Source organism: Bacteroides stercorirosoris, from assembly GCF_900142015.1.
Lineage (GTDB): Bacteria > Bacteroidota > Bacteroidia > Bacteroidales > Bacteroidaceae > Bacteroides > Bacteroides stercorirosoris.
The window spans coordinates 224,917-250,853 of sequence record NZ_FQZN01000003.1; the positions used below are offsets into that span (position 1 = coordinate 224,917).

Here is a 25,937-nt window from a genome sequence, read left to right on the forward strand (position 1 = left end):
TCATTCTCTGTTAAATGCCGTTCTATAAGCAACATCTAAACCTAAACTAAAATAGTTATGAAAGATCTTGTTGCCGGCATTAAGTATGATGCCGCTAAAGTGATTGAACAGGCCGTAGGGCCAAGTAAAGAATTCTGCATGGGTTACATGAACCCCGGTGCTCCGAATGGTCAGGGATACATCTCTACCATGAAACTCTCAGTGGGCACAGTCGATGTAAAAGACCTTGACGTAGTTACCGAAAACATTGTTTCGTATGACCGTTGCGAAAAGAACGATGCCTATATCGGACAAATCAATATGCTGACCGTATCTTCTTTCTGTGGTCAGAACGGTGCTGTATGGGGATACGACCTCGCTGTACACGAAGATATTGCTACAGGTAAGGAGAAACCCATGTACATGCAGGAACAACCGGATGGAAAACCCGCTATTCCCGTATATAATGCCCGCCCATTGCTGGAAGCAAGCGAACGCCTCTTCGGACGTGAGGGCCAGCGACGCTTCCCACCCATGCCGGGAGCACACGTCATCTGCGCCAACAAGGATGTGACAGCCCGCGGACCTGTGTGGGTATGGTCGGCCATTGGCATCGCTATCCTGAAAAATCGTAGTGACGGCTCTTGCCTCTTCATCGAGGATGCCAACACGTATGGCGATGATAGGACTACCGAAGCCGAAATCATAGGTTTCCTGGAAGGCTCACTCCGTAAAGTAACCAACAGCATTGTGCTGTGTGGACAAGACCAGTCGGTAGAGTACGACCGCATTTATGTAGGCTACAAGTACACTTTCGTAGAACCGAATCAAGTGGGTTGCGCGTTGACTTGCGCCCCGTACATTTATCTGGCTCAGAATGCCATTCCCGAGGGAATGAAAGCTGCCGACCTAAAAGGCATGCCTATCGACGAGTGGGAAAAGAAGCTGGGACTTGAGCACCTGGCAATGATTGAATAATAAGACCTAACCTAGACTTTACCTATATAAATATTTTTATCATGGATGAAATGAAAGGGACACGTTATCCCATTTTCGGATTTGTAACAGGTGGTACAGGCGCTTTTAATGACGGTATTCCACCTCAGCCTTATGAAACCTTTGCCTATGACCTCGCCTTGCACGAAGCCGGAATTGAAAACTTTAATGTAATTCCTTACACCTCTGTTATGCCGCCCGAAATACGTGGCAACCTGGTGACCATTACCCCGGAGATGAATCAGAAATTCCATTATCTGCCTTTCCGTCCCGACATTAAAGACCAGTTTCATCATGGAGCAGTGCTGGAAGTGATTGTCGCCGGATCGGGTGCCAACTATGTCGAACATAAAGCAATTGCTACCGGCGTGGGCATCGTATGGGCAAAGAAGAACGGTAAGTTTGTGGGAGGTTTTGCTGCCGAGTATGTGCAGTATTACGACTCAAAGATTGATGATGAAATAGCGGGTGCAGAAGTACGCATGTGGTTGAATAAGTCGTTGAATCATGAACTCTCCATGCGTGGCATGGAACAGGACGGTGATAAGGAGTTATTCCATAATTTCATCAATATACCTTCCGATAATCCGTTTGCATACTGTCTGACGGCTATCGGTTTCCTGAACTTTGGTTATGCACCATTAGCTAAATAAGTGATATGGCGGATACTTCAAAGAAATTAGGATTGGGCGGACTCGTCGCTATCGTCTTCGGTTCCATGATTGGTGGAGGTATTTTCAATATCTCGCAAAACATGGCACAAGGAGCGGGGTTAGGGGCCACTCTTATCTCCTGGGTCATTTCGGGAGTGGGAGTATTGTTCCTTGTGCTCAACTTCAAGGTGTTGGCCGATGCCCGTCCTGATCTCAATGAAGGTATCTATCAGTACGCAAAAGAGGGTTTTGGCAATTATGTGGGATTTAACATTGCCTGGGGATACTGGCTGTGTGCAGCTATGGGTAACGTGGCGTTTGCCGTGATGCTCAATGACTCGTTCGGTGAGTTTCTCCCTGTGCTGCTTCATCATGGCTGGCAGACGGTGGTGTTTGGATCGTTCTTCATTTGGGCCATGTATTTCATTGTGGCAAGAGGTGTGAAAGCTGCTGCCGCCCTGAATACAATAGTCACTATCGTGAAGTTCGCGGCGTTGATATTAATTGTCATTATCCTCTTTATTTTCTTTAAAATAGGTGCGCTGAGTTTTGATTTCTGGGGACATACGCCTGACTTGGGATCCATAGGAGCACAGGTGAAGAGTACCATGCTTGTCACCCTCTGGTGCTTCATCGGTGTGGAGGGTGCCGTGGTGATGTCTGCCCATGCCCGCAACAGTAAAGATGTGGGTAAAGCGGGTGTTATCGGTTTTCTGCTGGCGTTGGTGCTTTATGCATTAATCAGCGTTTTGTCCTATGGTATCATGCACCAGCCTGAACTGGCAAAGTTGGATGACCCGTCCGTGGCATACGTGCTGAAACATGCGGTGGGCGACTGGGCTTATACCTTTGTGGTGCTCAGTGTCATAGTCTCTGTTATTGGTGGTTGGATTGCCTGGACGTTGATGTGTGCGCAAGTACCCTATACGGCTGCTCAGGTAAAGATATTGCCGAAGTCATTCCTACGTGAGAATAAGAAGTCGACACCTATTTATGCCTTGCTGATATCCAGTATCATCATGCAGGTGTTTATGGTGATGGTTGCTATGGCAAAGTCGGTTTACGATGCCGCTATCGACATTACCGGTGTCATGATCCTTCCCGCTTATCTGTTCTGCGGAATCTATCTGGTGAAAGCCAGCTTTATGAAAGGGGAACTGAGCACAACAGATCCGAAGAAGATTGGTCAATACCGCTTTATCGGTATCGTGTCTTCTTTATTCTGCCTTTGGTTGCTCTATGCAGGCGGATTGTTGCTTTTGCTTGTGACGTCCATTTTCTATTTGGTGGGTATCTATTTCTATGTAGTGGCACGCAAACAGAACCGGGCGCAGGGGGAACCAATCTTCTCTCATGCTGAACGTTGGCTGGCACTGGCCATTGCGGTTTGCTCCGTAATAGCGGTGATACTGTTGATTGAGGGAAAGGTGGGACTCTGATCATTTAAAATTGAAGAATTAAGAGTTAAAAGTTGTCGGCTGCCGGGAGGCAGTTGCCGATAGAGATAAAATACAGATTGCGGTTGCACGCGATTGGTTGATGTGAATGAGAGTCGTTTCATTCGTAGTTGTTCGTTTGTTGAGTGCGTGTCCTCCGCAATCTGTTCTTATTTCATTTATCTCTCTCCTTTTAACTTTTTAATTCTTCTTTTTGATTTAGCCACCAGTCTATCATTTTCCGTGCGATACTTAGTTTACGTGGTATTTCCGGAAGGTTCTCTTTGGAGTAGAAAGCACCGGCACTGAGTTCGTCTTTCTGTAGTTTGATTTCTCCGTCTTCATAATCGGCAATGAAACCTACCATTAATCCGCTGGGATAGGGCCAAGGCTGATTTCCGAAATAAGTGATGTTTTTCACTTTTAATCCCGTTTCTTCCATTACTTCCCGTTCTACACATTGTTCCAGCGTTTCTCCGGGTTCAAGGAATCCCGCTACCAGTCCGTAGAATGTTCCGCGGAAGTTGCGTGCATGCACCAGCAAAAGTTCTTCTCCACGGCGTATCAGTACGATGATAGCGGTAGAAATGGGTGGATATATTTCGTAGGCACACGAAGGACACTTTTTCATGATAGCTGTTTGTTGTTCCGTAGGCGTGCCACATACCGGACAAAAGCGACTGTGCTGATCCCAATACAATATCTGATAAGCCTTTCCGGCAGCTTTGTAGTCATCCAGGGTGATGTATTCGTAAGAGCCTCGCAGGTTGACCATGATCCAGTCTTCAGTTTCCTCAACAAGTTGTTCGATGTCGAATGCGTGCACCATTTCATCCGTAGGCAGAAATACTTCATGAATAGTGCTACCTGTACCGGGTTTCAACGGTGGTTTCGTACCATAAGGTACACTGTATTTAATCTCTCCTTTTTCTGTTCTTTCTTTTTTCAGCAGCAGTTGGTCCTTAAAGAAGACGAACCACTGCGTAGGGTTTTGATCTAGTTCTTTCATTTTCCTTCTTCATTTTTGATGTATACTACATTTCTGCCTGTTCCGCGTCGGCGCAGGACGCCTTCAGTGATAAATGCATTCAACTCGTTCATGGCAGTTCGCTCTCCGCTACCGGTCAGCCTGATGTATTCTCTCCGTGAGACGCAGACATTTTTATCGAGAAATGTGAGCAATGCTTCTTTTTTCTTTTCGATATTGATGTCTCCCTTTGAAGGACGGGTAGGTGACTGGATACGTTCTAAGGTCATTTGAGTTCTCATTTTCTTTTTGAACGCCTTGCTAGTGCGCAGACACACATTTTTGAAGACGATTGATTCTGCACGTATCTTTTTCTCCGGCGTGGCTTCTCGCAGACATTTCAAGGAAGTGCTAAGGAAACCGAGTTCTCCTAATTCTACGATATTACCGTCCGATAGCAATTCGCACAATTCGTCCGTAATACCCTGTAGAGCTCCTTCCAACAGGGCGTACGGAAGGTGTTGGAGCATAGCTACTTGTTTCAGAAACTCTTTGGTGGTGTACGTTTTTTTAGGATAGATACGGGCGTGAAGCGCTTTTTCTGCTTTTTTTCCTTTCGGAGCGGGCGTTTCGTAAAGATCATAATATGCACTCATAAGATTTTGAGTTAAAGGGTTAATGATGTTGTTTTTACGAAGTGCATAAATATATTCTTGTTCTTTCAGTAATTAAATTCTTTAGTTCTGACGAATTAATATTGCATTCGCATGAATTTATTTGTGCAACAAGTATAACTCTTTCATGCAATATTTGTATATGTCTCGTGCAACAAATGTTGCATGAAAAAATCACATCCTTTGCATGAGAAAATTTTAGCATGCAAAGGTATAAATAATAGTGAAACGATGGAGAGTTTTCAGGAAAAGAATTAATAATTGTGCATGGTGTTGAAAGTGTAGTAGGGGCAAGGCATAAAAAATCCCCCGTTAAAGGACGAGGGAACCTAATGTTTTCACAACGGAATAATCCTTATTGTGATTTTCTTTCATTTTAGTACGACAAAGATAGGAAATAAAAATGGTATAATCTATACTTCTGATATTTATTTTTTCTACTTTTGTGAATATGAACTTTAAAACATGATATTATGAAAAAAGTAACACTGGGTTTGGATCTGGGAACCAATAGTGTGGGATGGTCTGTCATAAATTCGATAATTACCGAACAAAGTGAAAAAATATGGTTAGAGATGGCTGGCAGTCGAATAATTCCTATGGATGCTGCTATATTGGGAGACTTTGATAGGGGAAATACCACTTCACAGACGGCAGAAAGAACTCGTCTCCGCGGGATAAGACGTTTGCGTGAAAGATGTTTGTTGAGGCGTGAACGATTGCACAAAGTATTGCACATATTAGAATTTTTGCCGGAACATTATTCTGAGCAGATAAGCTGGGATAAACATCCAGGACAATTTATGAATCTGACAGAGCCTAAATTGGCCTGGAAGAGGAGTGATACTGGAAAATATGAATTCATCTTTCAGGCCGCTTTTAACGAGATGCTGGCTGATTTTGCACAACATCAGCCAACATTAGTGGCAAATGGTAAAAAAGTGCCTTATGACTGGACTATATATTATTTAAGAAAAAAGGCTCTGACAGAGAAAATAACTCAACAAGAATTAGCGTGGATTATATTAAATTTCAATCAGAAACGTGGATATTACCAACTGAGAGGTGAAGAGGAAGAAGAAAAATCCAATAAGCAGGTTGAATATTATGCTTTGAAAGTAGTGTGTGTGGAGGCAACGGACGAAAAAAAGGGAAAAGATACCTGGTATAATGTACATTTGGAAAATGGATGGATTTATCGTCGGTCAAGTAATGTCCCATTAGATTGGGAGGGCAAAATTAAGGAGTTTATTGTGACAACAGATCTGAATGAAGATGGAACTCCTAAAGTTGATAAACAAGGTGAGGTTAAACGTTCGTTCCGTGCCCCAAAGGAAGATGATTGGACACTGATAAAGAAGAAAACAGAAGCGGATGTGGCCGATAGTCGTAAGACTGTGGGCTGGTATATCTACGATATATTACTGCAAAAACCTCAGCAGAAGATAAGAGGAAAGTTAGTACGTACTATAGAACGTAAATTTTATAAAGAAGAGCTAAAGCAGATATTAGAAAAACAGTCTGTTTTCCATACTGAATTGCAAGACCGTGATTTATATAAGAAATGTCTTGAATGTTTATATCCGCAAAATGATGCACACAAGCGCAACATCGCTAATCGTGATTTTGTGTATATGTTTACAGAAGATATCCTTTTTTATCAGCGTCCATTGAAGAGTAAGAAATCGTTGATTGACGATTGCCCTTATGAGAAGAATGAATATGTGGACAAGGAGACTGGTGAAATAAAGCATGCGTCATTAAAGTGTATAGCTAAGTCGCATCCATTATTTCAAGAGTTTCGTTTGTGGCATTTTCTATCGAATATCAGGATTTATCAAAAAGAAAGGCAGCAAGGAGACAGATTGTTGACTGATGTGGATGTGACTAGTGAATTTTTGAATACAGAGGAAGATTGTGTAGCTTTATTTGAATGGTTGAATGAACGTAAGGAAATTGACCAGAAGAATTTTCTGAAATATCCTCAGTTTAATCTGAAAAATAAAGCAGTCAACTATCGTTGGAATTATGTGGAAGATAAAATGTATCCTTGCAATGAAACAAGATATTTAATAAAATCCCGATTAGACAAAGCACATGTCTTCTCCGGAGACTTTATTTTATCTGCAGAAAATGAGATGGCTCTGTGGCATATACTATATTCAGTCAGTGATAAAGTTGAATTAGAGAAGGCGTTAGCCACATTTGCAACTAAGCATGCTTTAGATAAGGTCGCTTTCGTTGAAACCTTTAAGAAAGCGCCTCCATTTGAAAAAGAGTATGGAGCTTATTCTGCCAAAGCTATTAAGAAACTGTTGCCATTGATGCGAATGGGAAAATACTGGAGTGCAGATGCTATTGATGAAACGACTAGAGAGCGTATAGACAAAATCGTAACTGGCGAATATGATGAAAAGATTCATAATAAAGTTCATGAGAAATCTATACATTTGCAGAGTGTTGATGACTTCAGAGGTTTACCTTTATGGTTGGTTTGTTATGTTGTCTATGGGCGGCATTCTGAAGTGAAGGACATCGCTAAATGGGAAACGCCATCTGATATAGACGCTTATTTGAAAGCATTCAAGCAGCATTCTTTGCGTAATCCGATAGTAGAGCAAATCATAGTGGAAACACTACGTGTGGTCCGTGATATTTGGAAGCGTGTAGGGACTATTGATGAAATTCATGTGGAGTTAGGGCGCGAAATGAAAAATACAGCAAAGGATAGGGCAAAAATGACGATGCAAGTTTTGGAAAATGAAAATGCTAATCTTCGCATCAAGGCATTATTGACGGAATTTGTGAATCCCGAATATAACATTGAAAATGTGCGTCCCTATTCACCAAGTCAGCAGGAGTTGTTACGTATTTATGAAGATGGAATATTAAATTATGTAGCGGATATCCCGGAAGATATTGAGAATTTCCTGAAAAAACTGAAAGACAGTAAATCTCCTTCAAAATCAGAATTTATGCGATATAAACTATGGTTGGAGCAGAAATATCGTTCTCCTTATACAGGAGAAATTATTCCTCTTGCCAAACTGTTTACACCGGCTTATGAGATAGAACATATAATTCCCCAATCTCGTTTCTTTGATGATTCGTTCAGCAATAAAGTAATTTGCGAATCAGAAGTGAATAAGTTGAAAGATAAATACTTGGGATATGAGTTTATAAAAGAGCATCATGGACGAAAAGTCGAATTGAATTTCGGTAAAGTCGTTACGATTTTTTCTGTTGAGGCTTATGAACAGTTTGTGAAGGAACATTATTCGAAATCGAGGGCTAAGATGAAAAAGCTGCTGATGGATGATATACCGGAAGAGTTTATCAAACGCCAGTTAAATGATAGCCGTTATATTAGTAAGGTAATTAAAACTTTACTTTCCAATGTTGTCCGTGAGAAAGACAAGGATGGCGAGTATGAACAGGAAGCAATCTCAAAGAATGTGGTGGTTTGTACGGGTAGCGTTACGGATAGATTGAAGAAGGATTGGGGATTGAATGATGTTTGGAATAGTATTGTTTCTTCCCGATTCGAACGTTTAAACCAATTAAAAGATACCCAATGCTTCGGACACTGGGAATGTAAGGATGGAAAACGCTTTTTTCAGATTGAACTGCCGCTGGAACTTCAAAAGGGATTTAGTAAAAAGCGTATTGACCATCGTCATCATGCGATGGATGCTATCGTTATAGCTTGTGCCTCACGAAATCACATTAACTATTTAAATAATGAGTCAGCAAGGAAGGATGCTGAAATAACTCGGCGTGATTTACAAAGATTATTGTGTGATAAATATAAGACGGATGATAATGGAAACTATAAATGGATGATCAAGAAACCGTGGGATACATTTACACAAGATGTGCAGGCTGTTTTGAATGATATTGTGGTAAGCTTTAAGCAGAATATTCGGGTGATAAACAAGAGTACTAATTATTATCAGTCTTATGATGAAAAAGGTAAGAAGACGTTATTAGCACAAACTAAAGGGGATAATTGGGCGATAAGGAAGCCTATGCATAAAGACACGGTATTCGGTAGAGTGAATCTTCGAAAAGTAAAGGAGGTACGATTGTCTGTGGCTTTGGACACTCCTGAAATGATTGTAGATAAAAAATTAAAAGCGAAGATATTGCAGCTCTTTTCTTATAACTATGATAAAAAACGTGTTGAGAAGTATTTTAAAGAAAATACAGCTCTTTGGAAAGATTTGAATCTGACAAAAATAGCTATTTACTATTTTACAGATAATTCTTCGGAACCATTGGTAGCTGTGCGCAAAGCTTTGGATACAAGTTTTACAGAGAAAAAAATTATTGAATCCATTACAGATACTGGAATTCAGAAAATATTATTGAAACATTTGGAGTCTAAAGAAGGAAAAGCGGATTTAGCTTTTTCTCCTGATGGCATTGACGAAATGAATAGGAATCTGGAATTTCTGAATAATGGTAAACCTCATCAACCTATTTATAAACTAAGGGTTTACGAACCACGTGGTAATAAATATAGTGTGGGTGAGACAGGACAGAAATCAACTAAATTTGTAGAAGCAGCTAAGGGTACGAATTTATTTTTTGCTGTCTATGCTATGGGAGATGGAAAGAGAGTGTATGAAACAATTCCTTTGAATATTGTAATTGAACGTGAAAAGCAAGGCTATACTCCTGTTCCGGAGAAAAATGAGGCTGGAAATAAATTGTTGTTCTGGTTGTCACCGAATGACTTGGTTTATGTGCCTACAGAGGAAGAATTGGAGCGGGGTAGGATTGAGGAACTGATAGATAGGAAAAGGATATATAAAGTTGTTAGTTTTACAGGAAATCGTTTATATGGAGTTCCTTATGCAATTGCAAATATGATAGTTGACAAGGTAGAATATTTCTCTTTAAATAAAGTTGAGATTACAGATAGTAAAGAATCAATTAAAGAGAAATGTATTCCTTTAAAAGTGGATAGGTTGGGTAATATAATAAAGATTGGAACTTTAAAATGAGTATACTTTTTGTGAAAAAAAACATTTGGTTTGGAATAGAAAAGAGTTCTTTGTTGATGTAATAGGTCTATTGACTGACAGAGTCAATTTTACAGATTGTAAAAAACAGAATAGAAAATGGTAAATGTTCTGGGGACAACTTGTCCCCAGGTAGAAATAATCATAGAAGGGTTCTTGCTGTTAATATCAAAGCTCTATTTAGTAACTCCAATTAGTTGATATTTACAAACGAATAATATGCATCAATTGCCATTTGAAGTAGATGATGAGTGGTAATCATTAAAATAGAAATACTATGATTAAAAAGACATTTTATTTTGGAAATCCGGTTTATTTATCTTTAAAAAATGCGCAGTTAGTGATAAAATTACCGGAAGTGGTAAAGAATGGAATTTTACCAGAAGGATTCAAACAGAAGTCAGAAGTGACTAAGCCAATAGAAGATATTGGTGTAGTGGTGTTGGATAATAAACAGATAACTGTTACTTCGGGAGTATTAGAGGCTCTGCTTGAAAATAATTGTGCTATTATTACTTGTGATAGTAAAAGTATGCCTGTTGGTTTAATGCTTCCTTTGTATGGTAATACAACTCAAAATGAGCGTTTTCGGCAGCAATTGAATGCTTCACTTCCATTAACAAAACAATTATGGCAACAGACTGTCAAGCAGAAAATAGAGAATCAAGCTGCTGTATTGCAGAGATGTTCGGGTGAAGAGATAAAGTGTATGAGGATATGGGCGGCCGATGTGAAGAGTGGAGACCCAGATAACTTGGAAGCTCGTGCCGCAGCTTATTATTGGAAAAATTTATTTGAAATAGAGGGCTTTACAAGAGATAGAGAAGGTATTCCACCTAATAATTTATTGAATTATGGATATGCTATATTACGAGCTGTTGTGGCGCGTGGGTTGGTGGTGAGTGGACTTCTGCCTACATTGGGTATTCATCATCACAATCGGTATAATGCTTATTGTTTGGCTGATGATATAATGGAACCTTACCGGCCGTATGTGGATGACTTGGTTTATGGTATTGTGAAGAGTGGGATAGGTTATGAGGTATTGACAAAAGAGATAAAAGGGCGACTTTTGTCAATTCCAACATTGGATGTTGTCATTTCGGGCAAGCGTAGTCCTTTGATGATAGCGGTGGGGCAAACAACTGCCTCTCTTTACAAATGCTTTAGCGGTGAGTTACGCAGACTATCATATCCTGAGATGTGATGGAACGCTTTAGTGAATATCGCATTATGTGGGTATTAGTATTGTTTGACATGCCTACTGATACTAAAAAGGATAGGAAGGCATATGCCGATTTTAGAAAAAATCTGCAAAAGGATGGTTTTACTATGTTCCAATTTTCTATTTATGTACGTCACTGCGCAAGTAGTGAAAATGCGGATGTACATATAAAAAGAGTTAAATCTTTTTTGCCAGAGTTTGGGCAGATAGGAATCATGTGTATTACAGATAAACAATTTGGCAATATTGAACTTTTTAATGGAAAAAAGGCTCAGGATGCGGGTGCGCCAGGACAACAATTAGAGTTGTTTTAAAATTAAAATCCCGCCAATTAGCGGGATTTTTAGTTGAAAACAGCTTGTTTTTTATAATTCTAATTTGCAATGTAATGGATTGATTATTAGATTGTAATAGGGAATCTGCTGTTTCTAATGGTTCAAAGATACTAAAATGAAAGCAAATCACAACTCATTATATCCGTATTGCAGAGCCATGCCTGCTGTTTCTAATGGTTCAAAGATACTAAAATGAAAGCAAATCACAACGACTGAATCTGTTGCAGTTGTAGTCCTATAGCTGTTTCTAATGGTTCAAAGATACTAAAATGAAAGCAAATCACAACCTATGGTTTCAAGAGCCCATGCCGCGAGTGCTGTTTCTAATGGTTCAAAGATACTAAAATGAAAGCAAATCACAACGCTATCTCTGTCCAAGTCTGTTGTCTGATGGCTGTTTCTAATGGTTCAAAGATACTAAAATGAAAGCAAATCACAACATTGTTAATGATATGTCTTTTTGTATCTCTGCTGTTTCTAATGGTTCAAAGATACTAAAATGAAAGCAAATCACAACTAAAAAGCGCCACCTTATTTACTTGATATAGCTGTTTCTAATGGTTCAAAGATACTAAAATGAAAGCAAATCACAACAGAGACCATGACGCGAGTCCTATTTTTTCGCTGTTTCTAATGGTTCAAAGATACTAAAATGAAAGCAAATCACAACATATGCTACATCAACCTCTTGTTCTTTGAGCTGTTTCTAATGGTTCAAAGATACTAAAATGAAAGCAAATCACAACATGTTCCATAATACTTCATCCTTCTTGGCGCTGTTTCTAATGGTTCAAAGATACTAAAATGAAAGCAAATCACAACAGTATTTTGGCAACATTGTTACCTGTCCATGCTGTTTCTAATGGTTCAAAGATACTAAAATGAAAGCAAATCACAACGTATTTACTCCACTAGAATATGTTAAATAGCTGTTTCTAATGGTTCAAAGATACTAAAATGAAAGCAAATCACAACTAAGAAGCAATTATATTGCCGAGTAAAAACGCTGTTTCTAATGGTTCAAAGATACTAAAATGAAAGCAAATCACAACTAAGAATTATTATATTCCCCCTATTATTAGCTGTTTCTAATGGTTCAAAGATACTAAAATGAAAGCAAATCACAACTAAACGACAAATCGCAAATAATACGCATTAGCTGTTTCTAATGGTTCAAAGATACTAAAATGAAAGCAAATCACAACAGCTCAATATTTGCTTGATTTGCTTGGAAGGCTGTTTCTAATGGTTCAAAGATACTAAAATGAAAGCAAATCACAACGAAGGTCTACAAGCGTAAGCTCAAGATGCAGCTGTTTCTAATGGTTCAAAGATACTAAAATGAAAGCAAATCACAACTGTGAGTGTAGTTTAGGCGGGTCAAGTGCGGCTGTTTCTAATGGTTCAAAGATACTAAAATGAAAGCAAATCACAACAACGACAACGCATCCGCCAACGTATCAGTCGCTGTTTCTAATGGTTCAAAGATACTAAAATGAAAGCAAATCACAACATAAGGGAAGCAAGACTATTGTCTACCGCAGCTGTTTCTAATGGTTCAAAGATACTAAAATGAAAGCAAATCACAACACAGTGGCTGAAACTCGTCATGCCCATAGGCTGTTTCTAATGGTTCAAAGATACTAAAATGAAAGCAAATCACAACGTGGTCATAAACATACTTATTCAGTTTCTGCTGTTTCTAATGGTTCAAAGATACTAAAATGAAAGCAAATCACAACTTATATGAATAGCAAAATGATGATTGTAGCGCTGTTTCTAATGGTTCAAAGATACTAAAATGAAAGCAAATCACAACTTATTCTCTCGCATAAATTTTGCAATCTCGCTGTTTCTAATGGTTCAAAGATACTAAAATGAAAGCAAATCACAACTACCCGTACGAATGACGCTAAGGAGGCTGTGCTGTTTCTAATGGTTCAAAGATACTAAAATGAAAGCAAATCACAACAGGCAGATACACGGATCAAATGACCGGATTGCTGTTTCTAATGGTTCAAAGATACTAAAATGAAAGCAAATCACAACTACTAAAGGTACAGAAACTTACAACAACTGCTGTTTCTAATGGTTCAAAGATACTAAAACAGAAGCAAATAAAAGACTAAATGAGCGATTATAGTGAGGATTGGTAAAACTTTTTGTAAGTTATGAGAACATAGGGTATATTATATTCTAAGCTGGTTTTTGTATTATATTCTGTTATCATTACTTGAAATAAATAATTTTAGGGGCGAAAGCTCAGATGAAAGATCATATTTAATTTGTTCTTCGTCTTTTACTTGATTTTTCCTTAAAAGTTATCTGATTGTTTTTTGGTATGCGATTCTTGCTGTCCCGTTAGATACATACACAACTCCGCAACGGACAAACCCGTTCCGCATGAGCAAGTTTTGCATGATAATATTGTCTTTATGTGTATCCGCACGTAAACTGGGATATTGCTTGGCGCACCAATTTAAACAAATATCACCGATACCTTTATAACTTCCATCAGAGGCAATGCGGTGGATGACGTAATAGGGCTCATCATTCAACCAAGCTCCGTCTTCGATAAGAGCATAAAACGGATCGGGACTCGGAACAAAACAGAATGTTCCGACGATTTTTTTATATTCATCTTCACATACATAGCAATGTCCGTCGGTGATTTCTTTGGCAATCAGTTCACGCTGTGGGTAGCCGTTGATCCACTGGTTACCGTTTCCTACAGATGCCATAAAGTTGCGGGCATAATCGAATATCTCCATCAGGCGGTCTAAGTCTGAAAACTGGCTGGGACGAATTTGTATCATATATGTAAACCTGTTAAGTTGCTTATTCCGGAATACAAAAGTACATGATTATTTTGATAAATGATAATTTACCAGCGTGCATTTCCTAAGCCTGTAAGGCTTTTATCTTACAGCCCAGGGTAACACCCTGGGTAATGGATGCTCCCACAATCTTACGCCCTGTAAGGGCAAAAGCCCATGTGTGCTGTAATGCCCTTACAGGGTGCAAAGAGAAACACATGGCAATCCCCCAGGGCGTTGCCCTGGGCTATAAGATAAAAGGCTTTCAGCCTACCAGGTACTATCACGTCAATGAGTATGCCGAAAGGAAACCTTGATCCAGCGCTACGCTGGTAAATTATCATTTATATATCAAACTAATTTTGATTTATTACTTATGTGAATATATAATTATTTCCCTTTCTTTTTCAAATTAGGCAAGAACCAAGTCACCAACCCCAGCAAAGGCATATAAGCGCAGACATTATAAACTGCTTCAATGCCGAATTTGTCCGCCATATTACCCAATACAGCAGAGGCGATACCCGCTACTCCGAAAGCGAATCCGAAGAATAATCCGGAAATCAATCCCAGCTTGTTGGGTAGTAATTCTTGTGCATATAATAAGATGGCGGGGAAAGCAGATGAAAGCGTCAGCCCGACACAGAAACTCAATATGATTGTTGCAACCAATCCCACATGAGGCATCAGCAAACTGAATGGTGCCGCTCCGAGGATAGACCCCCAGATGACATATTTCCGTCCGACACGGTCACCGATAGGGCCACCCAGCAACGTCCCGATAGCTGTCGCCACAAGGAATACGAAGAGATAGAGCTGTGAATCCTGTACGCTTACCCCGAATTTATGAATCAGATAGAAAGTATAATAGCTGCTGAGGCTTGCCATATAAATATACTTCGAGAAGATCAGTATGAGCAGTATAGAGATGGACAAAACCGTCTTATCCATCGGCAAAGGCATCTGCATGTGTGGCTGGAGAGCGATGTGGTCACGCTTCAGCCGGGTTATATAACCTTTATACCACTTGCCGACGGGAATCATCACTACGATTGCTATTACGGATAAAATGGCGAACAGCGCAATGTTATGCCTGCTGTAAGGCGCAACTATCAGCGCCACCAATAGCGGGCCGAGTGATCCTCCCAGGTTTCCGCCAACCTGGAACAGTGATTGTGCCAGTCCTCTTCTGCCTCCGGAAGCAAGGGACGTGATGCGTGATGCCTCCGGATGAAGTACCGATGACCCTATACCTATGATGAATACGGAAAACAACACCCAATAAAGGTTGTTGGCAAATGCCAGGTTCAACAATCCTGCCATGGTGAATAACATCCCCATCGGCAGCGTCCACGCAAACGGACGTTTATCGAAGAATAACCCGAATACCGGCTGAAAGACGGATGCAGACATTTGATAAACCAGTGTTATTAATCCGATTTGTGCGAAGCTCAGTGTCAAGTCTTCCTTAAAAAGCGGATAAGTGGCGGTAATCACCGATTGCAACAGGTCGTTCAGACAATGTGAAATACTTAATGCTATCAATATAGGATAAGCAATAGAACTGACCGGACGTTGTGTATTCTTTTGCATGATTGTTGCGCTTTAGTGTAAATTGGGCGCAAAGATACAAAATAAAATGATTAATACGGATGTGTAAACCAGAAGCATGAACCTTCCCCTTCGGTCGATTCCACACCTATTTTTCCTCCCATCTGTGTGACAATGTTTTTGCAGATGGAAAGTCCGAGTCCCGTGCCTTGCGCAAAGGTATTCAGTTTCACAAAACGCTCGAATATGTTATCCAGATTTTCTTTGGGAATTCCGAGACCCGTGTCGCGCACATAGAATTTTATCTCCTGAGGCGACGTTTGTTCGTATCCTAAAGAGATGCTGCCTTGTTTCGTAAACTTCAGTGCGTTGTTTATGAAGTTGGTGATGACTTGTGTAAACCGGTTTTTGTCCGTATGGATGTGACATTCGGGCAAATACTTCTCAAAAGCCAGCTCAACATCTCCTTTCACTTTCATCTGCATGGATTTTATGATTTCCCTACAACAATCGTTTACATCCACATCCGTATAAACAAAGTCGAAGGTTTCAGCTTCTATCTTTGAAAGATCCAAGATATCCGATATCAGTTGTAAAAGCAGTTCATTGTTTGCCTCTACAATTTTTATGTATTCCTGGCGTTCCTCCCTGTCATCCGTTTCTGCCAGAAGGCTGGAAAAGCCAACAATAGAATTGAGTGGAGTGCGTATCTCATGGCTCATATTAGCCAGAAAGGCAGATTTCAAGCGGTCCAATTCCTCTGCTTTATCACGGGCAATGATTAGTTTCTGTTCTGTTTCTTTCAGAGGCGTAATATCGTAATTGATACACAGCATTTCAATGATTCCATCCTGTGGGCGATAATCCCTGACCATTACATTTATACTGGTCCACGAATATTTTCCATTTCCTTTATTTACACGCACTTCTTTGCTGAGGCTGGTGTTTTTCCCTTCCTTCACTCCGCGTACAAAGTTCATCAACACCGCCCGGTCTTCCGGATGTACATGCGAATAGACACCGATAACCTGCGGCATGGGAGTATTTTCTTTTTCCCCTAAGTTGCGGTACCATGTATCTTGCGCATAACCATCTCGGGTCATTATATTGAAGTGCGCAAAGCCCACCTTGGCATAGTCGCCAATTAAAAGGAATAAATCTTCAAATTCCTGTATTTTGCTATATGCAGTTGTTGTCTCTGTTGTATCTATATTAATAAAGAGGTAGTTGATAAATTGATTTTGAGAGTCATAAAGAGGGGTTACCCTCGTGGTCAGGTTAATGATATCTCTTCTGTGGCTTTTCACATATTTATCAATCTTGGAGAAATCATAATTGATTGAGAAGTCTACATTTTCCCTGGCTTTTAATTTCTCTTTTACATCTTTCGGAATATTAGGATTATCAAATAAGGAGACTCCCAACACCTCATTCTTATCATTCAGGCCGAATATCTCGATTTCTTTATCATTCATATCTACCAGATATCCATCTTTGTCGTAGAGTTCGATGCCTACCGGCAAATTCTTATAAATATTGCGAAGAATCTTTTCGCTGTGGTCCAGTGCCTGACGGTCTTTATTGGCCTGGATTTCCGCTTTACGCAACTGGAGGCAGATACTGATGATGTTTCCTAAAGAGGAAAACCACTGATGGTCAACATTGCTCCAATTGCGATGTGTTCTCACCATATCTATGCCCATATATCCCCATACTTGGTCTTTGGATAGAAGTGGCACCACCATTACCGATTTAATGTCTTGTGCTTCCAATGTATCCCGATAAACCTGCGCTTCAGCGGGCATATTATTCAGCGTATTCAGGATGATTGATTTCTTTTCTGAAATTTGTCGGTCCCACCAAAGGGAATCGTCCCAGGCCACATTCTGCAAGAAGTTCAGCTCTTCAGATATTCCTTCTGCTGTTGCTTCATAGATGCAGCTTTGCACCTTGTTTTTCCGGTCTATTTCGAATATATAGGTGCGGTCTCCTTTGATTTGTCTAAGAAGATCATCCAAAATTTTGTTGATAATCTCTGTGATGTCATCCGACTGCAAGAAAGCGAGCAGTGAATGGGAAATATTGTTTTGTTGATAAAGCAAGCTGTTTACTTGCAGGATGTTCACGTTTTTATTCAGCTGTTCGGGGTGATTGTCTATGCACTGCAAATATCCTATGATATTTCTGTGCCCTTCTTCATCCGGCTGCTTATAGCTGATTTTGGAATACACCCATATTTCTCCATCTTTTGCTTTGATGGGAAACATCTGCTCGTAAGTCTCTATATTTGTGAGTGAAAAGAATTCGTTTTTGAGGCGTTTCCGATGGTCTTCCCTTATTCTTCCGTGAAAATCGTTAAAGCTGATCCGGTTACTTTCAAGTCCAAGTAAGTCTACGATAAAGTCTGAACAGATATACTGACGATTTTTCAGGTCCGATTCCCACCATCCCATTTGGGCCATTTGCGCAATTTGGTGATATTTGTCACAGTCAAAGTTAGGCTGCTTTCCCATATATTTCCACTCCTGTTTTCTGTTTTTATTAAAGAACGAATGGGCAAATATAAAGATAACTTTTAAAATATGAGGGTTTTGCCTTTCCTTTTGAGAAATAATAAGAAATCTGTGGGCTTGAATCAAAATCAAGAGTACAAGGCACCGCATCTGATTCTCCGTCAAGATGCTGTCCGGACTTCTCCCATTGCCTAATCAGATCTTCTTCATTGCCTACTTTTTATTCGTTCCACTATAGTGGTCCGCAAGGGTAACTATAGTGCTCCTTGCGGATAACTATAGTGGAACGCAAGGATAACTATAGTGGAACGAAGAAAGAATGCCTAACAAAACAAGTCTTGTCAGCCAAGCGGCGAAAAAAGAAAGGCATACAGGAATCATCTTCTGAATACGAAGCAAATAGAAATAATTTATTCCTTCCTTTTCGCTTATGATTCTTTTCACCACAGAGGACACAGAGCTTTTATACTTCTAATTCAGAGATAATTATACCCTCTGCATCCTCTGTGCTGAAATCGTTCATCGCAGGCTTGGGATTAGTTGTTTATGCTATTGGCAATATCTCGCTTTCGTTCAAACTTGATCCCATAACTGTACCGTAATTAAGTATTGCTTTCATTGGCCTCTGTGTGATAAGTAGCTATATTAAAAAGAGAAAGAGAATAATGAGTACAAAACACTTTGTTTTTCGTCTCTTTCTTAGAGTAAACATATAGACTTGGAATGAAAAACCGATTAGAATACCGAATTATTGCATTATCCCTGATAGCATGGATTACTGTATGTCCTGTCTGTGCCCAACAGATGCGTTCACTTCATGAGCAGTTTCTTCACCCGTCGGACGAAGCGAAACCCTGGACTTTCTGGTACTGGATGTTTGGCGCCGTATCAAAAGAAGGGATTACTGCCGATTTGGAAGCTATGAAGCAAGCCGGGCTGGGAGGTACTTATCTGATGCCTATTAAAGGACTTGAAGAAGGAGCGCAATATGCAGGAAAAGCGCAGCAATTAACGCCGGAATGGTGGGAGTTGATACGTTTCAGTATGAAGGAAGCCGACCGTTTAGGATTAAAACTGGGCATGCATATCTGTGATGGTTTTGCATTGGCAGGCGGTCCCTGGATTACTCCTGAAGAGTCCATGCAGAAAGTAGTGTGGAGTGATACGATAGTTGATGGCGGAAAGCTCAAAGCATTGCATCTGCCACAGCCTGAAGCATATAAAGGCTTTTATAAAGATATATCTCTGTTTGCCTTGCCGGTAGAAGATGCGGCAGATGAAATGCCTGCCAAGGTCACTTGTATCAATATAGCTGTCGGAAAAAATCTTGATTCTAAAAAAGTAGTGAATGTGGATGCTGCCGGAGTTATTCGCTCTTCGTATCCGTGCTATATTCAGTATGAATATGAACGTCCTTTCACTTGCCGTAACATTGAGGTGGTATTAAACGGCAACAACTATCAGGCACACCGGCTGAAAGTGATGGCAAGTGAAGACGGTGTGAATTATCGTCTGGTAAAGCAATTGGCACCTGCCCGTCAGGGATGGCAGAATACGGATGAGAATTCCACTCATACTATTCCTGCGACGACTGCCCGCTATTTCCGCTTTTACTGGACACCTGAGGGGAGCGAACCGGGTAGTGAAGACATGGATGCTGCCAAGTGGAAGCCGAATTTGAAGATTAAGCGATTGCGCCTGCATCGGGAAGCCCGTCTGAACCAGTGGGAAGGAAAAGCCGGATTAGTCTGGCGTGTTGCTCCCGATACCGGAGAAGATGAAGTGAGCAAGGATGATTGCTATTCCCTTTCACAGGTTATCAATCTGACAGATCAATATAGATATGGTGCGTTGACAACTGTTCTTCCTGAAGGAAAGTGGAAATTGCTCCGTATGGGACATACTGCTACAGGACATACCAATGCAACCGGTGGAGGCGGGAAAGGACTGGAATGTGACAAGTTTAGCGCGAAGACAGTCCGTAAACAGTTTGATAACTGGTTTGCGCAAGCTTTTGTGAAGACCGAGCCGGAAGTGGCACGTCGTGTATTGAAATATATGCATGTAGATAGCTGGGAGTGTGGCAGCCAGAATTGGAGCGATAATTTTGCTGCCGAGTTCCGTAAACGCCGTGGCTATGATTTAATGCCCTATTTGCCATTATTGGCAGGTATTCCTATGGAAAGTGCCCGGCATAGCGAGAAGGTATTGCGTGATGTTCGCACGACTATATCAGAATTGGTAGTAGATGTTTTCTATCAGGTGTTGGCTGATTGCGCTAAAGAATATGATTGCCGTTTTTCTGCTGAATGTGTGGCACCTACTATGGTGAGTGACGGGTTGCTGCATTATCAAAAAGTAGACCTTCCTATGGGGGAATTCTGGCTGAACAGCCCGACTCACGACAAACTGAATGATATGCTCGATGCTGTCAGCGGAGCGCATATATATGGTAAAAATATAATTCAGGCAGAGGGCTTTACGGAAGTGCGTGGCACTTGGGATGAACATCCCGGTATGCTGAAAGCATTGCTTGACCGGAATTACGCATTAGGCATCAATCGTCTTTTCTATCATGTATACGTTCATAATCCGTGGTTGAATCGTAAACCGGGTATGACATTGGATGGTATCGGGCTTTTCTTTCAGCGCGATCAGACCTGGTGGAATAAGGGTGCAAAAGCACTTTCAGAGTATGCAGCCCGTTGTCAGGCGTTATTGCAGTACGGGCATCCGGTAACGGATATTGCGGTCTTCACCGGAGAGGAAGTTCCAAGACGTTCCATACTTCCGGAACGGTTAGTCCCTTCTTTACCCGGAATTTTTGGTAAGGAAAGAGTGGAGAGTGAACGTATCCGGTTGGCCAATGAAGGGCAACCGTTGCGGGTGCGTCCTGTGGGAGTCACACATTCCGCCAATATGGCTGACCCGGAGAAGTGGGTGAATCCGCTTCGTGGCTATGCTTACGACAGTTTTAATAAAGATGCATTGTTGCGACTGGCCAAAACGGAGAATGGCAGGATGACATTGCCGGGCGGAGCCAGCTATAAAGTGCTGATATTGCCACTCTCACGTCCGATGAATCCCGGTCCGGTAGACTTATCTCCGGAAGTGCAGAAGAGGATTAACGAACTGAAAGAGGCAGGCGTATTGATCCCTTCCCTCCCTTACATGGAAGATGATTTCTCTGCATACGGTTTGGAACGTGATTTGATTGTGCTAGAAGACATTGCCTGGACACACCGTTGTGGTGAATTGGGAGACATTTACTTTATAGCCAATCAGAGAGAAGAAACACGTACGTTTACGGCCAGCATGCGTATCAGTGGAAGAAAGCCGGAATGTTGGAATCCGGTGACCGGTGAAATAAATGCTGCACCCGGTTATGAACAGAATGCCAACCGTACGGAAGTTACTTTGACATTGGCACCCGATGAGTCTGTATTTGTTGTTTTCCCGGTGGATAGTAATGAGAATCATTTGCCAAAAGCGTCGGAAGGAAATAGTTCTGTGGAGGAATCTCAGGATATAGCCTTCGAAACGGAAGAATATACCGTGACCTTCACGACAAACGGCCATACGGTTACCCGAAAGAATCTTTTCGACTGGAGCAAAGAGGAGGATGGGAAGATTCGTTATTATTCGGGAACAGCTATTTATCAGGCAACCTTTCGCTGGAAGGGTAAACAGAAGGACGGGCAGCGTATCTATTTGAATTTAGGAGAGGTATGTAATCTGGCAACTGTCCGTGTGAATGGTGTGGATTGCGGGACTGTTTGGACAGCTCCTTTCCGTGCTGATATAACACCGGCTTTGAAGAAAGGAACAAATGTTCTTGAAATCGAGGTGACGAATACCTGGGCAAATGCCCTTAAAGGAGCTGATGAAGGGAAAATGCCGTTTGACGGCATCTGGACGAATGCTAAATACAGGAGACAGGAGAAAACATTGCTTCCGGCGGGTTTGCTGGGACCTTTGAGTTTTACAAAAGAATAAAAATATATGGCAATGAAAAATTTTATGATTAAGACAGGCGTAGTATTAGCGGCTTTATTAGTAGTCGCCTGTTTGCCGGCATGGGCCGAAGTAAAGTTACCGGCAATATTCTCGGATGGCATGGTGATGCAGCAACAGACCCAGGCTAATCTTTGGGGTACGGCAACTCCGAATAAAACGGTGACGGTAACTACCGGCTGGAATGGAAAGCAATATTCAGTAACCGCTGATAAAAGTGGCGCGTGGAAACTGGCAGTGTCTACCCCCGTGGCCGGTGGTCCTTATACGCTGACTTTTGACGATGGAACTCCTCGAACACTGAATAATATTCTGATAGGTGAATTATGGCTTTGTTCCGGTCAAAGTAATATGGAGATGCCAATGAAAGGTTTTAAAAATCAACCGGTGGAGAATGCCAATATGGATATTCTTCACAGCAAAAATTCAAATATCCGTTTATTTACGGTGAAACGTACTTCCGCCTTTACACCACAGAATGACGTTGTCGGTTCATGGGAGGAAGCAGCTCCCTTGAGTGTGCGTGGCTTTAGTGCGACCGCTTATTATTTTGGAAAATTAGTCAATGAAATATTGGATGTTCCCGTAGGGTTGGTAGTTGCCGCCTGGGGAGGTTCTGCCTGTGAGGCATGGATGACGGCTGATTGGTTGAAAGCCTTTCCGGAGGCAAAAATACCCCGGTCGGAGACAGACATCAAATCGAAGAACCGTACTCCGACCGTGCTTTACAATGGTATGTTGCATCCACTGATTGGTATGACGATGAAAGGAGTTATCTGGTATCAGGGTGAAGATAACTATAATCGTGCCCACACTTACGCAGATATGTTTACTACCTTGATTAACGGATGGCGTGCGGAATGGAAACAGGGAGATTTCCCTTTCTACTATTGCCAAATTGCCCCATACGATTATGGGATTATCACAGAAAAAGGTAAAGAAGTGATAAATTCGGCTTATCTGCGGGAAGCACAGGCAAAGGTGGAACACCGCGTTCCGAATAGTGGCATGGCCGTATTGCTGGATGCCGGGATGGAGAAGGGCATTCATCCTGCAAAAAAACGTCTTGCCGGTGAACGTCTGGCACTTCTTGCCCTGACAAAAACATACGGAATAAAAGGTGTGAATGGTGAAAGCCCTTATTATAAGAGTATTGAAATCAAAAATGATACAGTGATTGTCAGCTTTGAGCGTGCAGGCATGTGGATCAGTGGCAAGAATTGTTTCGAATCGAAGAATTTCCAGGTTGCGGGTGAAGACAGGGTTTTCTATCCGGCTAAAGCATGGATTGAACGGAGTAAGATGCTTGTGAAAAGCGACAAGGTGCCGCATCCGGTGGCTGTCCGGTATGGATTTGAGAATTATGTGGAAGGAGATGTGTACTGTGAAGGATTACCGTTAGGTTCTTTCCGTTCGGATGATTGGTGACAAGTGAACTATGAAGGGAATCTACCTGACCATAATAATGGCTTTTGTTGGCGTGTCGGCTCTTTGGAGCCAGCATGCCAATGTCGTTTGGAATAGCCCGAGTCGCAATTCTTCTGAATCTATGCCTTGCGGGGGCGGAGATATTGGTATGAATGTATGGGTGGAAAACGGCGATGTGTTGTTTTACGTAAGCCGTAGCGGCACTTTTGATGAGAATAACTGCCAGTTGAAGCAAGGCCGTTTCCGTATTCGTATGTCTCCCAATCCTTTCAAAGATGCGGATAATTTCCGGCAGGAGTTAAAGTTGAACGATGGATTTGTCGAGATAGCGGCAGGAGGTACGCAGGTACAAATCTGGGCGGACGTCTTCCATCCGGTAATTCATGTGGAAATAGCCAATGCCCAGCCTCTGCAAGCGGAAGTCTTTTATGAAAACTGGCGATACCGCGAACGGGCAATCAGGAAAGGCGAGGGGCAACAATGCTCCTATAAGTGGGCTCCCCCGAAAGGAGCGGTGATGGCTGCTGACAGCATAATTCTCAACTCTCAATTCCCAACTCTCAACTCCCTCAGTTTCTACCACCGCAATCCGGAAGCAACCGTTTTTGATGTGGCAGTGGCACAACAAGGCATGGAGGAGGTTAAACCCCAATTGATGAATCCTTTGAAGAACCTGACTTTCGGTGGATGCCTGTTGCTGGAAGACTTGGAATATGCAGGTACCGCGGAGGGAGTATATGCCGGAACGGATTATCGGGCCTGGAAATTCCGTTCAACAAAGCCCGTGCGGAAGCAACAATTCTCCATCATACTCCACACCGCTCAGACAGAAACCACAGAACAATGGAAGCAGGGTTTGCAAGCAACTTTGAAGAGGATAGCCCCACATGGGAAACTTTCTTCGAAAATCGTTTCAAACGACAAAAAGCAGACCCGTTCGTGGTGGAACGCCTTTTGGCAACGCAGTTTTATAGAAGCGGAGGGAGAGGCACAGGAGATTGCAAGAAACTATACTCTTTTCCGGTATATGTTGGGTTGTAATGCATACGGCAGTGTGCCGACAAAATTCAATGGCGGATTGTTTACTTTCGATCCCTGCCATATAGATGAGAAGCAATCTTTTACTCCGGATTACCGGAAATGGGGAGGGGGAACGATGACCGCACAGAACCAACGGCTTGTATATTGGCCGATGTTGAAAAGCGGTGACTTCGATATGATGCTTTCTCAATTCGATTTTTATAACCGTATGCTGAAGAATGCGGAATTGCGTAGTCGTGTGTATTGGCAACACGGGGGAGCTTGCTTCTGCGAACAGATTGAGAACTTCGGATTACCCAATCCTGCGGAATATGGTTTTAAACGTCCGGCCTGGTTCGATAAGGGCTTGGAGTATAACGCATGGTTGGAATATGAATGGGACACAGTGCTTGAATTCTGCCAGATGATATTGGAAACGAAGAATTATGCGGATGCCGATATTACCGGGTATTTGCCTTTGATTGAAAGTTCACTGTCCTTTTTCGACGAACATTACCGTTCGCTTGCTTCCCGACGGGGGCGGAATGCTTTGGATGGAGACGGAAATCTTATTCTTTTCCCCGGATCTGCCTGCGAAACGTATAAAATGACGAACAATGCCAGCAGTACAATTGCTGCGTTACGGACTGTATTGGAAACATACGGAAAGAAAAATGAAATGCTGGAAACAATTCCTCCTGTTCCGTTGAGGTACATAGAAGTGAAAGATTCACTGAAAGGTGTTTCGGTTGTGAAGCAGACGATTTCTCCTGCCAAGAGTTGGGAACGCATCAATAATGTAGAGACTCCTCAACTTTATCCAGTGTTTCCGTGGCGTATTTACGGAGTGGGTAAGGAGAATCTGGAACTGGCACGTAATACCTATTTATATGATCCTGAAGCAGTCAAGTTCCGTTCGCATATCGGTTGGAAACAGGATAACATCTGGGCGGCATGTCTGGGACTGACAGAAGAGGCCGGGCGGCTTGCTTTGGCAAAACTCTCTGATGGGCCACATCGTTTCCCCGCTTTCTGGGGACCGGGCTACGACTGGACGCCCGATCATAATTGGGGAGGCAGCGGTATGATAGGACTTCAGGAAATGTTGTTGCAGACTGACGGAGAGCGTATTCTCTTGTTTCCTGCCTGGCCTGAAGAATGGGATGTACACTTTAAACTTCATGCACCCGGTGACACAACGGTGGAAGCGACCTTGAAGGATGGAAAAGTGACGGATTTAAAAGTCTTGCCGGAAAGTCGGAAGGAAGATATAGTTGTAATGATTGGGAATACAAACGGATAA

15 protein-coding genes and 1 CRISPR repeat array are annotated in these 25,937 nt (G+C 41.7%); of the genes, 10 read left to right on the plus strand and 5 right to left on the minus strand.

Translation table 11 applies throughout. From position 1 onward, the window contains the following. Positions 1-57 precede the first annotated feature (57 nt). From BUC01_RS03900 to BUC01_RS03910, 3 genes are read left to right on the plus strand one after another with little or no spacing between them, the layout of a single operon-like run. Positions 58-957 carry a histidine decarboxylase, pyruvoyl type gene (locus BUC01_RS03900; RefSeq protein ID WP_073312774.1) on the plus strand — a complete coding sequence of 300 codons (900 nt, stop codon included), beginning with the start codon at positions 58-60 and terminating at the stop codon, positions 955-957. A 41-nt stretch (positions 958-998) separates the two neighbouring features. Then, positions 999-1,628 carry a pyruvoyl-dependent arginine decarboxylase gene (locus tag BUC01_RS03905; protein WP_025835149.1) on the plus strand — a complete coding sequence of 210 codons (630 nt, stop codon included), beginning with the start codon at positions 999-1,001 and terminating at the stop codon, positions 1,626-1,628. Positions 1,629-1,633: 5 nt separating this feature from the next. Next, on the plus strand, positions 1,634-3,067 hold the full coding sequence (locus BUC01_RS03910) for a basic amino acid/polyamine antiporter (protein ID WP_025835150.1): 1,434 nt from the start codon (positions 1,634-1,636) through the stop codon (positions 3,065-3,067). A gap of 190 nt (positions 3,068-3,257) precedes the next feature. On the opposite strand, the gene nudC is transcribed toward BUC01_RS03910, so the two are convergent. Together nudC and BUC01_RS03920 are read right to left on the minus strand one after the other, a co-directional pair. Continuing rightward, positions 3,258-4,073, minus strand: coding sequence for an NAD(+) diphosphatase (nudC, locus tag BUC01_RS03915; RefSeq protein WP_025835151.1), 816 nt, complete (start codon positions 4,071-4,073; stop codon positions 3,258-3,260). Further along, positions 4,070-4,687: an HU family DNA-binding protein gene (locus tag BUC01_RS03920; protein WP_025835153.1), complete on the minus strand. Its 618-nt coding sequence runs from the start codon at positions 4,685-4,687 to the stop codon at positions 4,070-4,072. Before BUC01_RS03920 ends, nudC begins: the two co-directional genes overlap by 4 nt. A gap of 491 nt (positions 4,688-5,178) precedes the next feature. Between BUC01_RS03920 and cas9 the strand changes: the two genes are divergently transcribed. From cas9 to cas2, 3 genes are all read left to right on the plus strand, one after another. Continuing rightward, complete coding sequence (gene cas9 / locus BUC01_RS03925) at positions 5,179-9,714, plus strand: type II CRISPR RNA-guided endonuclease Cas9 (protein ID WP_073312776.1); 4,536 nt, start codon at positions 5,179-5,181, stop codon at positions 9,712-9,714. 295 nt (positions 9,715-10,009) lie between these two features. Then, positions 10,010-10,939, plus strand: coding sequence for a type II CRISPR-associated endonuclease Cas1 (cas1, locus tag BUC01_RS03930; RefSeq protein WP_025835156.1), 930 nt, complete (start codon positions 10,010-10,012; stop codon positions 10,937-10,939). Then, complete coding sequence (gene cas2, locus BUC01_RS03935; RefSeq protein ID WP_073312777.1) at positions 10,939-11,271, plus strand: CRISPR-associated endonuclease Cas2; 333 nt, start codon at positions 10,939-10,941, stop codon at positions 11,269-11,271. The genes cas1 and cas2 overlap by 1 nt, the downstream gene beginning before the upstream one ends. A 107-nt stretch (positions 11,272-11,378) precedes the next feature. Then, positions 11,379-13,417: a CRISPR direct-repeat array (repeat unit 47 nt; unit sequence GCTGTTTCTAATGGTTCAAAGATACTAAAATGAAAGCAAATCACAAC). Positions 13,418-13,613: 196 nt separating this feature from the next. Here cas2 and BUC01_RS03940 read toward each other — a convergent pair. Continuing rightward, entirely contained in the window at positions 13,614-14,108 is a 495-nt protein-coding gene (locus BUC01_RS03940; protein WP_025836149.1) for a GNAT family N-acetyltransferase, read from the minus strand. A gap of 134 nt (positions 14,109-14,242) precedes the next feature. Here BUC01_RS03940 and BUC01_RS25045 point away from each other — a divergent pair, with 134 nt between their 5' ends. After that, the gene (locus BUC01_RS25045; RefSeq protein WP_139261795.1) at positions 14,243-14,425 is read left to right on the plus strand and encodes a hypothetical protein; all 183 of its coding nucleotides are present in this window, start codon (positions 14,243-14,245) and stop codon (positions 14,423-14,425) included. A 73-nt stretch (positions 14,426-14,498) separates the two neighbouring features. Here BUC01_RS25045 and BUC01_RS03950 read toward each other — a convergent pair whose 3' ends face one another. Together BUC01_RS03950 and BUC01_RS03955 are read right to left on the minus strand one after the other, a co-directional pair. Beyond that, the gene (locus tag BUC01_RS03950; RefSeq protein WP_034524753.1) at positions 14,499-15,701 is read right to left on the minus strand and encodes an MFS transporter; all 1,203 of its coding nucleotides are present in this window, start codon (positions 15,699-15,701) and stop codon (positions 14,499-14,501) included. Between the two features lie 50 nt (positions 15,702-15,751). After that, entirely contained in the window at positions 15,752-18,172 is a 2,421-nt protein-coding gene (locus BUC01_RS03955; RefSeq protein WP_073312779.1) for a sensor histidine kinase, read from the minus strand. 723 nt (positions 18,173-18,895) lie between these two features. On the opposite strand from BUC01_RS03955, the gene BUC01_RS03960 reads away from it, so the two are divergent. The 3 genes from BUC01_RS03960 to BUC01_RS03970 are packed head-to-tail and all read left to right on the plus strand — an operon-like array spanning position 18,896 to position 25,937. Beyond that, positions 18,896-22,168, plus strand: a complete 3,273-nt coding sequence (locus tag BUC01_RS03960; RefSeq protein ID WP_073312780.1) for a glycosyl hydrolase — start codon at positions 18,896-18,898, stop codon at positions 22,166-22,168. A 12-nt stretch (positions 22,169-22,180) separates the two neighbouring features. Then, positions 22,181-23,614 (plus strand): sialate O-acetylesterase, encoded by a 1,434-nt coding sequence (locus tag BUC01_RS03965; protein ID WP_025835495.1) that lies wholly within the window; start codon positions 22,181-22,183, stop codon positions 23,612-23,614. A 10-nt stretch (positions 23,615-23,624) separates the two neighbouring features. After that, a complete protein-coding gene (locus BUC01_RS03970) occupies positions 23,625-25,937 on the plus strand; it encodes a DUF5703 domain-containing protein (RefSeq protein WP_025835493.1) in 2,313 nt (770 codons plus the stop codon).

Bases quoted from the DNA above. Each gene is read 5' to 3' on its own strand.
- BUC01_RS03900 (WP_073312774.1), top strand. From the start codon at position 58: ATGAAAGATCTTGTTGCCGGCATTAAGTATGATGCCGCTAAAGTGATT.
- BUC01_RS03905 (WP_025835149.1), top strand. From the start codon at position 999: ATGGATGAAATGAAAGGGACACGTTATCCCATTTTCGGATTTGTAACA.
- BUC01_RS03910 (WP_025835150.1), top strand. From the start codon at position 1,634: ATGGCGGATACTTCAAAGAAATTAGGATTGGGCGGACTCGTCGCTATC.
- nudC (WP_025835151.1), bottom strand. From the start codon at position 4,073: ATGAAAGAACTAGATCAAAACCCTACGCAGTGGTTCGTCTTCTTTAAG.
- BUC01_RS03920 (WP_025835153.1), bottom strand. From the start codon at position 4,687: ATGAGTGCATATTATGATCTTTACGAAACGCCCGCTCCGAAAGGAAAA.
- cas9 (WP_073312776.1), top strand. From the start codon at position 5,179: ATGAAAAAAGTAACACTGGGTTTGGATCTGGGAACCAATAGTGTGGGA.
- cas1 (WP_025835156.1), top strand. From the start codon at position 10,010: ATGATTAAAAAGACATTTTATTTTGGAAATCCGGTTTATTTATCTTTA.
- cas2 (WP_073312777.1), top strand. From the start codon at position 10,939: ATGGAACGCTTTAGTGAATATCGCATTATGTGGGTATTAGTATTGTTT.
- BUC01_RS03940 (WP_025836149.1), bottom strand. From the start codon at position 14,108: ATGATACAAATTCGTCCCAGCCAGTTTTCAGACTTAGACCGCCTGATG.
- BUC01_RS25045 (WP_139261795.1), top strand. From the start codon at position 14,243: ATGGATGCTCCCACAATCTTACGCCCTGTAAGGGCAAAAGCCCATGTG.
- BUC01_RS03950 (WP_034524753.1), bottom strand. From the start codon at position 15,701: ATGCAAAAGAATACACAACGTCCGGTCAGTTCTATTGCTTATCCTATA.
- BUC01_RS03955 (WP_073312779.1), bottom strand. From the start codon at position 18,172: ATGGGAAAGCAGCCTAACTTTGACTGTGACAAATATCACCAAATTGCG.
- BUC01_RS03960 (WP_073312780.1), top strand. From the start codon at position 18,896: ATGAAAAACCGATTAGAATACCGAATTATTGCATTATCCCTGATAGCA.
- BUC01_RS03965 (WP_025835495.1), top strand. From the start codon at position 22,181: ATGAAAAATTTTATGATTAAGACAGGCGTAGTATTAGCGGCTTTATTA.
- BUC01_RS03970 (WP_025835493.1), top strand. From the start codon at position 23,625: ATGAAGGGAATCTACCTGACCATAATAATGGCTTTTGTTGGCGTGTCG.